We start from the raw sequence: 11,368 nt of genomic DNA on the forward strand, positions 1-11,368 counted from the left end.
AAGGGGAGGGGTAGGGTGGGGATGGGTTACAGCAGTCGCATCAAACCCATTCCCATCCCGACCTTCCCCTTGAAGGGGAAGGAGATTGCAGGAACTGCATGACGCATCCCGATGCACCATGCACCCCCGATTTTCACCCCGTTCTCAAACCCGCTCACACAAGGAGAAATCATGAGCATCCAGGCAATCAACGTTCGCAATCAGTTCAAAGGCAAGGTCAAAGCCATCATCGAAGGACCGGTCGTGTCCGAAGTCGATGTCGAAACGCCTGCCGGCATCGTAACCTCGGTCATCACCACGCGTTCCATTCGCGACCTCGGCCTCGTTCCGGGCACGGAAGTTGTCGCGCTGGTCAAGGCAACCGAAGTCTCGATCGCCAAGCTCTGAGGCGCTGTGCGCTTTGCAGTGCTTCACGGTCGATCTCGTAGCTGATCCCGTAGTCGATGGACGCCACCGCGGTCATTCCGGTTTTTTCCTGAATGGCCGCACTTCGGCCCGTCGTTCACTCATCTGGAATGACCTGCAAGGAGAACATGCATGCCGCATCCTGCTCTGGAAGACTACATTGCCCGTCTGCATGACACCCCGCAGCCCGAAACGCGTGTGTGGAAGGATGCGGAAGGGCGGGCGCAAGGGCGCTATTTCAATTCGACGCTGACCAGCGCGTTTCAGTCGATCCGCCGGCTTGATTCGCACATGGTGACCGGCTTCGAAGGCTTCATCCGCAGCTATTCGAGCACCGACGACGGTCTGTCGCTGTGGAAGCTGCTGGACCTCGCCGCCAGCGACGACGAGTCGATCGAACTCGATCGCTTATGCCGCCTGCTGCACGCGATCAACTTTTTCCGCCAGCCTGCGGCTGCAGGCCGCGACCTTTACCTGAGCGTCCATGCCCGTCTGCTGGCCGCCGTGGATGGTAACCATGGCATCGCGTTCCGACGCATTCTGGACATGCTGGGCGTGCCGCAGCAAAGGGTGGTGCTGCAACTGCCCGCCATCGTCGAGCAGCAGGGCTGGCTCCTGAATTACGTGGCGGACAACTACCGCCGCAACGGCTTTCGCGTGGCGATCAATGCCGCCGATGCCGCCGAGGCGCTGGACCTGCTGCATCGCGTCCGCGCCGATGTGGTGAAGGTCGATGGCCGCGAGATTGCGGATGAGGTCGCCGCGCTGAGGCTGGCGCACGAATGCGCGAACCTGAATCTGCAGTTGATCTTCAAGCGCGTCGAGAACCGGCGGACGTCGGAGCTGATTCAATCCCTGGGCGAGCAAAGCGGCCACGTCATGCACGCACAGGGCTATTTGTGGGATATCCCGAAGGCATCGCTCGATGCGACCGATGCAGGCACGCCTGCCGCGCAACACGAGACTGTCATCCCTCGTGCAATCGCTGGAGCAGTGTGACATGGCAATCTGTTCGCTCACCGATTTTCGCGTGCTGATCGTTCCCGGCCTGCACGGTAGCGGACCGGACCATTGGCAGACGCGCTGGCAGGAACTTCATCCTGCGTTCGAGCGCGTGCATCAGGAGCGCTGGGACGTGCCGGATCTGTTGGTCTGGTCGGCACGGCTGGATCAGGTGCTGCGCCGATCCGCACGGCCCACGCTGATCATCGCGCACAGTTTCGGCTGCCTGACGACCGTGCATCGCGCCAGCCACGGTGCGACCAACCTGCATGGCGTCTTGCTGGTCGCGCCGGCCGATCCGGTGAAGTTCGGCGTGGACAGGATGTTGCAGGATGCCGCACTGCCATGCCCGGCTATCGTGGTCGGCAGCACGAACGACCCGTGGATGGAAAGTGATCGAGCAGTGGTTTGGGCCGAAAGATGGGGCGGCGTCTTCGTGAATGGCGGTGCGCTGGGGCACATCAATGCCGAGTCGGAGCTGGGCGACTGGCCGTACGGACAGTCATTGCTGCAGCGCTTGGTGCAGCAGTCGGAGGACTTCAGCGCGGCTCGCGCGCCTGTTTGACATCGGACTGGAAACTTCCGGCCACATCCGTTGTCGGGTAGGCGTGGCCTGAGACGATCTGCTTGATCGCTGCGACGAATTGCTCTCCGGCATGTTCCTTCGCGAGCAAGCCGTTGGCACCGGCCAGGACCGCCTGGCGCACGTCGCCCTCATCTTCGTACATCGTCATCAGCAGCAATGGCAGCGTCGGCGCTTCGTGCCGGATGCGCTGAACCAGTTCGCGGCCACTCAGACCCGGCATCGACAGGTCGAGCACCAGCAAGTCGAATCCGCCTTTTCTGGCGTGGTCGAGGGCGGCAAAACCGTTGACGGCTTCGCCGACGACTTCGATGTCGGCTGCCACTTCGACGATGCGTTTCAATCCTTCACGCATCATTGTGTGGTCGTCTGCGATTACGACTCGAATCATGATTGACCTCCGCATGTTCCATTAAAACGTATTCCGGATCGCCGGCAGGATAGGCTGGCGATCTATGTGCAATACGAGACGGGTGATCCGGCGGGACTCTGTCGAGTCTGCATCCGCCGTAGTGGAACTTTGCCAATGCCGGGACGATGCAATCAACCCGGTATATATGGCAGGACAAGCACCTGCATTCTGCGAATGCAATGTTCAGATGCAATGAAATCAATCGATTGTGCAGTGCACGATCGTCTGCAAGCTGCACAGTACCAGAATCGCTGCCAATTGGAATCCCATAAACGGAGTAGTCAAAACCACATTCTCTGTCTGTAACTTCCTGCTTCGATCGCGATTGCAATGCAGCAAATATCCTTTGCCCGATATTTCCTCCATCCGGCTTGCAAGGGCAACGCCCATTTCCTTATTCAAAATATTTCTAATGACATGCAAAAAAAATCGTTCTGTTTATAACAAACGAATGCAATTATTCGACCTCGATAGCTGAAATTGTAATAAAGAGGGACTATATGGGCAGTGCCATAACAAAATCTGCAAGGAGCAAAGCGCCATCGCGGGTGATGCCCGGCTTTTCGCTGTCGCTCGGCTTCACCGTCTTCTATCTCGCGCTGATCGTGCTGATCCCGCTGTCCGCCGTGTTTCTGAAGACCTTCACGATGACATGGGACGCGTTCTGGACAGCGGTGAGTTCCGAGCGCGTGGTGGCCTCGTACAAGTTGAGCTTCGGTGCGTCGCTGATCGGCGCCTTTCTCAACGTCATCTTCGGCGGCATCGTGGCGTGGGTGTTGGTGCGCTACCGCTTCCCTGGCAAGAAAATCATCGACGCCTTGGTCGATTTGCCATTCGCTTTGCCGACGGCGGTCGCGGGCATTGCCTTGACTGCCCTGTATTCCTCGAACGGCTGGATCGGCCGCTACCTTGAACCGCTCGGCATCAAGGTGGCGTTCACGCCGCTGGGCGTGGTGGTGGCGCTGACCTTCATCGGCCTGCCCTTCGTGGTGCGCACCGTGCAGCCGGTGCTGGAGGAAGCGGAGCGCGAGCTGGAAGAAGCCGCCGCCAGCCTCGGTGCGACGCGCCTGCAAACCTTCTTCAAGGTGATTTTCCCGACGATCCTGCCAGCACTTTTGACCGGCTTTGCGCTTGCCTTTGCACGTGCAACCGGCGAATACGGCTCGGTGATCTTCATCGCCGGCAACATGCCGATGGTGTCGGAAATCACGCCGCTCTTCATCATCACCAAGCTGGAGCAATACGACTACACCGGCGCGACCGCGATTGCGGTGGTCATGCTGATCGTGTCCTTCGTCCTGCTGCTTACCATCAACCTGTTGCAAGCCTGGACCCGCAATCGCGGCCGCAGGTTTGAGAAAATCTGAGAAAGTCTGATATGGCTGGAGCTGTTTCCACATTACCCGTCGCAACGCAGGCACGCGGAGAACCGGCTTACGCGCCGGCCGCAACGGTCGAGCCGGCATGGGTGCGTACACTGCTGATCGGCGTGGCGCTGGCGTTCCTGACGCTGTTTCTGTTCATTCCGCTGATCGCGGTGTTTACCGAGGCGCTGAAGAAGGGCTGGGATGCGTATGTCGTGGCCATCGTCGAGCCGGATGCCGTGGCCGCCATCAAGTTGACGCTGCTGGTCGCGGTGATCGCGGTGCCACTGAATCTGGTGTTCGGTGTGGCCGCCGCCTGGAGCATCGCCAAGTTCGAGTTTCGCGGCAAAAACCTGCTGCTGACGCTGATCGATTTGCCGTTCTCGGTGTCGCCGGTGATTTCCGGCCTGATCTACGTGCTGCTGTTCGGCGCGCAAGGCTGGTTCGGCCCGTGGCTGCGCGAGCATGACATCAAGATCCTGTTCGCCGTGCCCGGCATCGTGCTGGCGACGATCTTCGTCACCTTCCCGTTCGTCGCGCGCGAATTGATTCCGCTGATGCAGGCGCAGGGCAACGAGGAGGAAGAGGCGGCGCTGGTGCTCGGCGCATCGGGCTGGAAGACCTTCTGGCATGTCACGCTGCCCAACATCAAATGGGGCCTGCTGTACGGCGTGATCCTGTGCAATGCGCGCGCGATGGGCGAGTTCGGTGCGGTGTCGGTGGTGTCCGGCCATATTCGCGGTGAGACCAACACCATGCCGCTGCAGGTGGAAATCCTCTACAACGAATACAACTTCACGGCGGCCTTCGCCATCGCATCGCTGCTCGCCTTGCTGGCGCTGGTGACGCTGGCGATCAAGAGCTTCATCGAATGGCGCGCGCAGCATGCGCAAACACAACGGCTTGAGGACAATTAATCATGAGTATCGAAGTCAGGAATATCAACAAACGGTTTGGCGATTTCGTCGCGCTCGATGATGTGTCGCTGAATTTTCCTCAGGGGGAACTGACCGCGTTGCTGGGACCGTCCGGCTGCGGCAAGACCACGCTGTTGCGCATCATCGCGGGACTGGAGCAGCCGGATGCCGGCCAGGTCTTCCTCGATGGCGAGGATGCGTCGGCGCATCATGTGCGCGAGCGGCAGGTCGGTTTCGTGTTCCAGCACTACGCCTTGTTCAAGCACATGAGCGTGTTCGAGAACATCGCGTTCGGATTGCGCGTCAAGCCGCGCAACGTGCGTCCGTCCGAATCCGAGATCCGCAAGAAGGTCATGCAGCTGCTGGAACTGGTGCAGCTCGATTGGCTGGCCGACCGCTATCCGCCGCAACTGTCCGGCGGTCAGCGTCAGCGCATCGCCCTGGCGCGTGCGCTCGCGGTTGAGCCGCGCGTGTTGCTGCTGGATGAGCCGTTCGGCGCGCTCGACGCGAAGGTGCGCAAGGAATTGCGCCGCTGGCTGCGTCGCCTGCATGACGAGTTGCACGTCACCAGCATTTTCGTCACGCACGACCAGGAAGAGGCACTGGAAGTGGCCGACCAGATCGTGCTGATGAACAAGGGCAAGGTCGAGCAGATCGGCGCACCGAACGATGTCTACAACCATCCGGCATCACCTTTCGTCTACGGCTTTCTCGGTAACGTCAACCTGTTCCACGGCCGCGTGCACGAAGGCGTGCTGGAAGCAGGCGGCGTCACCTTCGATGCGCCGGACCATGCGACCGCACAGGATGCCAAGGGCGTCGGCTTCGTCCGTCCGCACGACATCGAGATCGACCGCTATACCGCCGACGCCGAAGGCATCGTCGTCAAGCTGCGGCGCGCACACGCGATCGGCCCGCTGGCGCAGCTTGAACTGGAGCGCGTGGACAATGCGCAACTGATCGAAGCGGTGATTTCCACCGAGCGTTACAGTCACCTCGCGCTGAAGGACGGCGAAACGCTGGTTGTGCGCCCGAAACGCCTGCACGTCTTCGTCGACGAGGCGGTTTAAGCGAAAAGAAGGAGCTTGCCATGAATTTTCAGCAATTGCGTTCCATCCGCGAAGCCGCCCGCCGCGGCTACAACCTGACCGAGGTTGCGAATGTCCTGTTCACTTCGCAGCCAGGTGTGAGCCGGCAGATACGCGAGCTGGAAGACGAGCTGGGCGTGGAAATCTTCGAGCGCAACGGCAAGCGCCTGACCGGCCTGACCGAACCGGGAAAGGGCATTCTGCAGATCGTCGACCGCCTCCTGCTGGAAGCGGAAAATCTGCGGCAGGCAAGCCAGGAATACACGGGCGAACAGAGCGGCACGCTGACGGTCGCCACCACGCACACGCAGGCGCGCTATGTGCTGCCGAAAGTGGTGCAGGCGTTTCGCAGCGCCTTCCCTGAAGTGCGGATTGCCTTGCAACAGAGTTCGCCCGAGCATATCGCCGAATGGGTGATGTCGGGCAAGGCCGATATCGGCATCGCCACCGAAGGTCTGAGCCAGTTCGAGGATCTGGTGTCTTTCCCGTGCTACAGCTGGAGTCACGTGATCGTCGTGCCGGAAGGTCATCCGCTGGCGGAAAAGCCCCATGTCAGCCTGGAAGATCTGGCCGCGTACCCCTTGATCACCTACGACGTCGGCTTCACCGGCCGCAGCCATATCGACGACGCATTCAAGAAGGCCGGCATCGACACTGACATTGTGCTGACCGCGATGGATTCGGACGTGATCCAGCAATATGTGTCGCTCGGCTTGGGCGTGGGCATCGTCGCATCGATGGCGATCGAGAAGAATCGCTCCAACGGCTTGCGCGCGATTGAAGCTGCGCATCTGTTCGCGCCGAATGTCACGCGGCTGGCGGTGCGGCGCGGAGCGTACCTGCGGTCCTACACCTATGAATTCATTCTGCGGTTTGCGCCGGAACTGAAGCGTTCGGATATCGAGAATGTGTTGAATCCGGGGGCGTGAGGGTGCGAATGCGGCGGGTTACGCTGCGCTAATCCGCCCTACGAGTTCTACTTGGAAAGTATTCGAAATGGCACAAGTACGATGATGCCGACAACGATGAATATCCATGTTGCTCGTTTAAGCCAAAGTGCCTCACTGTCCCCTGTCTTTGCCAAGCGAAGAATGTCAGTGTTGTCTGTAGTCCCAATCCGCTTCATCAGCTTGATCTTTCGCGGCAACAGGACGACCAAGCCCGCGATCAACCAAATCCCGGACGCGACTAAGAGCCTATCCCAGTAGGCCTATGCTTCGCCAGGTGATAATGCCGCAGGCGAGATGAAGGAACGCGAGATGGTTCTTCGCCTTCTTGGCCCAACGAATCAGCAAGCCACGAAACCGGTTCAGCCAGCTATGCGTACGCTCCACCACCCAGCGGCGGGCTCTCGTTCCCGTCTGCCGCTGCTGCGCTTCCTCCCCGCGTGACCGGATGTGCGCCCGGTAGCCCAATTCAAGCGCCAACTGCTGGATCTGCGGATAGTCATAGCCCTTGTCCAGGCACAGTCCTTGTGGCCACACCGCAAGCAATGACGGTCGCCCCACTTCCAGCGACTCCAGTGTCGGTCGCGCCAGCTTCATGTCATGGCGGTTCGCACCATCAATGACGATGGCCAGGGGAATGCCGTGTGCGTCCGTCAGCAGGCTGCGCTTGACGCCGCCTTTGCCGCGATCCGTTGGATTGGGGCCGATTTTTTTCCCCACCCAGAGGAGCCTTGGTCATCGCGCCGTCGAGTGACAGCCAGGACCAGTCGATTTCCCGCAACGCCGCTGCCGACAACAGCCCATGCATCCAGAACTCCTCGAACACGCCGGCATCAACCCATTCCTGAAAGCGCCGATGCGCCGAACTGCTGGAACAAATGCCGGTACCGTTCAATGCATTCCACTGGCAACCGGTACGCAACACGAACAAGATCGCATCCATGGCTGCCCGGTCGCAGACACGCGGGTTATGGCAGCCCAGCGGATGTGGCTTGCGTGGCGGTAAAAGCGGCTCCATTTGCGCCCAGAGTCTGTCTGGCAAACGCCAGCCGTCGTCCTGCTTGACCATGCCCATGTCGAACCTCCTTCGCCAACATGCGCTTGGACCACCATTTACCTCGCAATTTCCCTTGCCGACGGCCTACCGGGATAGGCTCTAAGAATAGCTGGTTAAAAGCAACTGAATACATCAACGATCCTTGATGAAGTTGTGGGTGAAGTTTGGACACATGTATGTATCCGCGTCGAATGCTGTTTGGCAGATCAGTAGATCAGCTCGGTAGGGCGGAAAAGCGAAGCGCCTTCCGCCGTTTGGCACATAACGTGATGTTTCTGCCATTACGGTAATAACTGCATATCCATTGATGAAGCGTACCGAAAATGATGTCTGTAGTGGTCTAATTTACACAGACACCTCGATAGGTGGATCATTCACCTATCGAGGGAGTTATATGAACAAGAAACGCAGGGAGCGCCGGGACTTCGACGCGAACTTCAAGCTGGAAGTGGTGCGGATGGTAAAAGACCAGGGTTTGAGCATTGTCCATGTTTGCCAGAGCATGGACCTGGTGGACTCAGTCGTACGACGCTGGATCAAGCAGCATGAAGCCGAGTTGGAAGGCCAGCCGGGTATCGGCAAGCCGCTGACGGCGGAGCAGCAACGCATCCGCCAGTTGGAAGCCGAGAACCGTCAATTACGCGCGGATAACGACCTATTAAAAAAAGCCTCGGCCTTCTTTGCGCGCGAACTGAAATGACTTATCGCCTGATTCATCAGTTGCAACAGAAGGCCGTTCCTGTCCAGCAGGCATGCCGGGTATTGGCGGTCAGCCGTGCCGGTTACTATCAACATCGGCGGCGTGGCGAGCGCAAGGCCGACGTCGTCGCCAGCGTTCAGCTCAAGGCGGCCTTTGTTGCCAGCGGCAAGTCTTACGGCAGCCGTCGCCTGTGTCGCGCGTTGCAAGCGCAAGGCGTGATCATTGGCCGCTACCGCGTGCGGCGCTTGATGCGGGAGGCCGCAGTACGCCCTGTGTGGAAGCGCAAGTTCATCCACACCACCGACAGCAGGCACGCGTTGCCGGTGGCGGACAATGTGCTGGATCGCCAATTCGACGTGGCCGCGCCGAATCGCGCCTGGGTGTCGGACATTACCTATGTGCGCACCCGGCAAGGCTGGCTGTATCTGGCCGCCGTGATGGATCTGTTCTCGCGCAAAGTGGTGGGCTGGGCGATGGCACCGACCATGCCGGCCGAACTGGTCGCGTCGGCGTTATGCATGGCACTGCAACAACGCCAGCCGCCGCGCGGATTGCTGCTGCATTCAGACCGGGGAAGCCAGTATGCAAGTCTGGGGTACCAGGCGCTGCTTGAGCAGCACGGCATCGTCTGCAGCATGAGCCGCAAGGGCAATTGTTGGGACAATGCCGTGATGGAGCGCTTCTTCCTGAACTTGAAAATGGAACGGGTATGGCAGCGCGATTATGCCAATCATGGCGAGGCCCAACGCGACATCGCCGATTACATCGTCAGCTTTTACAACTGCACCCGTTTGCATTCAACCTTGGGTTATCTGCCACCCGCCGCTTATGAACAGAAAATGGCCGCAATTTTACCTATCGGGGTGTCTGAAAATACTTGACCACTACAGTCTGGCAACGCATGCGGCGGAAGGCGCTGCGCTTTTCCGCCCTACGTGCTACGTGCTACGTGCTACGTGCTACGTGCTGACCGGCGCATATCGACCGTGTCGAGCGATATATTGGATACGAGATGCGTAGAATTAGTACTTAAGGCCATGGTTCCGCAACACTCTCTTGATCACATCTTCAGCAGAATACCCAGAAGAATAAATTCCTTGGGCAAGAGCATCTCGCGCCGATGGCGAGTTCATAGCCTTTTGAAACTTGCGATATACCGGCTGTGAAATCAAGGAATCAAGCTGTTGGATCTCTTTGTCAGATAGCTCGCTCAGCGCAACAGCGAGATTTTCATACCCCGGACTTCCTTTGCCGATCATCGCCTTTTGTAAAGAGGACGCAAGTTCCCGAGCAATTGAATTCCACACTTCGTCCTTAATTGCTGGATTTAATGATCTCGCCAGTGTAAGTGGCTCCTGGACTATTGGAGAATCAATCGATACTGGATCCCCAAGATATTTGGCAATAATCCGTTCGGTGCGTTTCTCTCGCTCAGCGCATTCGGCAGATGCAACGTTCCACAAAACGAGTACACAACAAAAAAATATGGTCTTGTATTTCATATCAATATAAAACGGTCTTCTCTAGAGATACGTAGGATTCCAACTTGAATTAGATGTCGCTTCCTTTTAACCCGACTTCGTGACATCTAACCTCGGAAGTCGAACGGGTGAAACCGTTGTCACATGGTCGTTTCAGCCATGCAATGATCAAAAGCACAGCACTAAATGACCGTGAAAGACGGCAGTCAGTTTATACCGTCGGTTAAAAATTCTGCAAGACCGGTACGCGATGTCACGGTGGCGCGGGCGCATGTCTTTCATCAACGCATCGTTTCAGCAAGCCAATCCAATCGCAACTTCTATCTCTGTTGCGCCAACTCCAAACTCCTGCTTCACCACCGCGAACCACAATCCTTCCCCGCACCTCTAATCTTGTTTGCCAGACCTGCGCCAAACTCGGTGCGAAGGAGTGGACAAGATGGCGGCGATTGTGCGTATTGATGACGAGAGCATCGGCATTGAGGATTTCCTGAGGGCACTGAAGCTCACGGGGCAGTTCGAAGGGCTTATCGAGCAGCTCGTGCGGGATCGGCTCACGGTGCATGCAGCGAAGAAGCACGGTATCGCCGTGTCGCCGGAAGAGATTCAGGAGCGCGCCGATCAGTTCCGGCGGGTGCAGGGGTTGCACCGCGCGACTGAGATGAACAACTATCTCGATGCGCTCGGCGTCAGTCTCGACGAGTTCGAGACCTTCATCACCGACGGCTTGTACCAGGAAAAGATGATGGAGCTGGTGTGCAACGACAAGGCGGTGGATGAGTATTTCAAGTTGCATTCACCCAGGTTCGACAGCATCGAAGTGAGCCACATCGTTGTCGATTCGGATGGCAAGGCGAAGGAATTGATTTCGTTTCTTTCCGAGGACCCGGACAGCTTTGCGGAAATGGCCGAGGAGCATTCGCTGGCCGATACGCGAGAGCACGGCGGCATGATCGGCAAGGTGCTGCGCGGTTCGCTCAAGAGCGATGTCGAGGCGAAAGTGTTCAATGCGGCGGCGGGCGATCTGCTGGGGCCGTTTCCGTCGCCCGACAAGATGTTCTACGAGATATTCATGGTGAATGCGAAATACCCGGCGGCGCTGGACGAGGATACGTCGGCCGAGGTGCGGCGCCTGCTGCGCGAGGAATGGCTGCTCGCGCGGGCGCAGGAACATGTGATCGAGGCGCGCTGATGGTGCGGAGCTACGAGGTTTCTTTCCTGCGAGTAGGGCTAAGGACTGAGAAGCGCCCACAGCTTCGCGATGTGCAGGTGCTCCTTCCCCTTCAAGGGGAAGGTCGGGATGGGGATGGGTTTCAGTGAGGAGCAATTCTTCACTTAAAACCCATCCCCACCCCAACCCTCCCCTTGAAGGGGAGGGGCTTCAGATCACAGGCGATTTGCGCGTAACTCTC

Annotated in this window: 12 protein-coding genes; 9 read left to right on the forward strand and 3 right to left on the reverse strand. The window is 58.5% G+C overall.

Going from position 1 to position 11,368, the window contains the following annotated elements:
• The first annotated feature begins 171 nt into the window (after nucleotides 1-171).
• From D3870_RS05390 to D3870_RS05400, 3 genes are all read left to right on the forward strand, one after another.
• On the forward strand, nucleotides 172-387 hold the full coding sequence (locus D3870_RS05390) for a TOBE domain-containing protein (RefSeq protein ID WP_119737288.1): 216 nt from the start codon (nucleotides 172-174) through the stop codon (nucleotides 385-387).
• Nucleotides 388-537: 150 nt separating this feature from the next.
• Nucleotides 538-1,404: an EAL domain-containing protein gene (locus D3870_RS05395; RefSeq protein ID WP_119737290.1), complete on the forward strand. Its 867-nt coding sequence runs from the start codon at nucleotides 538-540 to the stop codon at nucleotides 1,402-1,404.
• 1 nt (nucleotide 1,405) lies between these two features.
• A complete protein-coding gene (locus tag D3870_RS05400; RefSeq protein WP_119737292.1) occupies nucleotides 1,406-1,972 on the forward strand; it encodes an RBBP9/YdeN family alpha/beta hydrolase in 567 nt (188 codons plus the stop codon).
• Here D3870_RS05400 and D3870_RS05405 read toward each other — a convergent pair.
• Nucleotides 1,947-2,381, reverse strand: a complete 435-nt coding sequence (locus D3870_RS05405; protein ID WP_119737294.1) for a response regulator — start codon at nucleotides 2,379-2,381, stop codon at nucleotides 1,947-1,949. The two genes, D3870_RS05400 and D3870_RS05405, sit on opposite strands and share 26 nt — an antisense overlap.
• A gap of 521 nt (nucleotides 2,382-2,902) precedes the next feature.
• Between D3870_RS05405 and cysT the strand changes: the two genes are divergently transcribed.
• Genes cysT through D3870_RS05430 form a run of 4 tightly spaced genes read left to right on the forward strand, consistent with a single transcriptional unit; the run spans nucleotide 2,903 to nucleotide 6,700 of the window.
• A complete protein-coding gene (gene cysT / locus D3870_RS05415; protein WP_119737298.1) occupies nucleotides 2,903-3,769 on the forward strand; it encodes a sulfate ABC transporter permease subunit CysT in 867 nt (288 codons plus the stop codon).
• Between the two features lie 11 nt (nucleotides 3,770-3,780).
• Nucleotides 3,781-4,683, forward strand: coding sequence for a sulfate ABC transporter permease subunit CysW (cysW, locus tag D3870_RS05420; protein WP_119737300.1), 903 nt, complete (start codon nucleotides 3,781-3,783; stop codon nucleotides 4,681-4,683).
• Between the two features lie 2 nt (nucleotides 4,684-4,685).
• Entirely contained in the window at nucleotides 4,686-5,753 is a 1,068-nt protein-coding gene (locus D3870_RS05425) for a sulfate/molybdate ABC transporter ATP-binding protein (protein ID WP_119737302.1), read from the forward strand.
• Between the two features lie 20 nt (nucleotides 5,754-5,773).
• On the forward strand, nucleotides 5,774-6,700 hold the full coding sequence (locus D3870_RS05430) for a CysB family HTH-type transcriptional regulator (RefSeq protein WP_119737304.1): 927 nt from the start codon (nucleotides 5,774-5,776) through the stop codon (nucleotides 6,698-6,700).
• A gap of 267 nt (nucleotides 6,701-6,967) precedes the next feature.
• On the opposite strand, the gene D3870_RS05440 is transcribed toward D3870_RS05430, so the two are convergent.
• A protein-coding gene (locus tag D3870_RS05440; protein ID WP_199710509.1) for an IS5 family transposase occupies nucleotides 6,968-7,793 on the reverse strand; the annotation gives its coding sequence in 2 pieces (ribosomal slippage) (nucleotides 6,968-7,423 and nucleotides 7,425-7,793; 825 coding nt in all).
• Between the two features lie 376 nt (nucleotides 7,794-8,169).
• Between D3870_RS05440 and D3870_RS05445 the strand changes: the two genes are divergently transcribed.
• Nucleotides 8,170-9,356, forward strand: a protein-coding gene (locus D3870_RS05445) for an IS3 family transposase (protein WP_242489871.1) whose coding sequence is annotated in 2 segments (ribosomal slippage) — nucleotides 8,170-8,446 and nucleotides 8,446-9,356 — 1,188 coding nt in all. Because the reading frame shifts where the segments join, the coding sequence is not laid out codon by codon here.
• Between the two features lie 141 nt (nucleotides 9,357-9,497).
• Here D3870_RS05445 and D3870_RS21960 read toward each other — a convergent pair.
• Nucleotides 9,498-9,977 carry a hypothetical protein gene (locus D3870_RS21960; RefSeq protein WP_147375716.1) on the reverse strand — a complete coding sequence of 160 codons (480 nt, stop codon included), beginning with the start codon at nucleotides 9,975-9,977 and terminating at the stop codon, nucleotides 9,498-9,500.
• 418 nt (nucleotides 9,978-10,395) lie between these two features.
• Between D3870_RS21960 and D3870_RS05455 the strand changes: the two genes are divergently transcribed.
• Nucleotides 10,396-11,148, forward strand: coding sequence for a peptidylprolyl isomerase (locus D3870_RS05455; RefSeq protein ID WP_119741727.1), 753 nt, complete (start codon nucleotides 10,396-10,398; stop codon nucleotides 11,146-11,148).
• The last annotated feature ends 220 nt before the right edge of the window (nucleotides 11,149-11,368 follow it).

It is taken from the genome of Noviherbaspirillum cavernae (assembly GCF_003590875.1).
Taxonomy (GTDB): domain Bacteria; phylum Pseudomonadota; class Gammaproteobacteria; order Burkholderiales; family Burkholderiaceae_D; genus Noviherbaspirillum; species Noviherbaspirillum cavernae.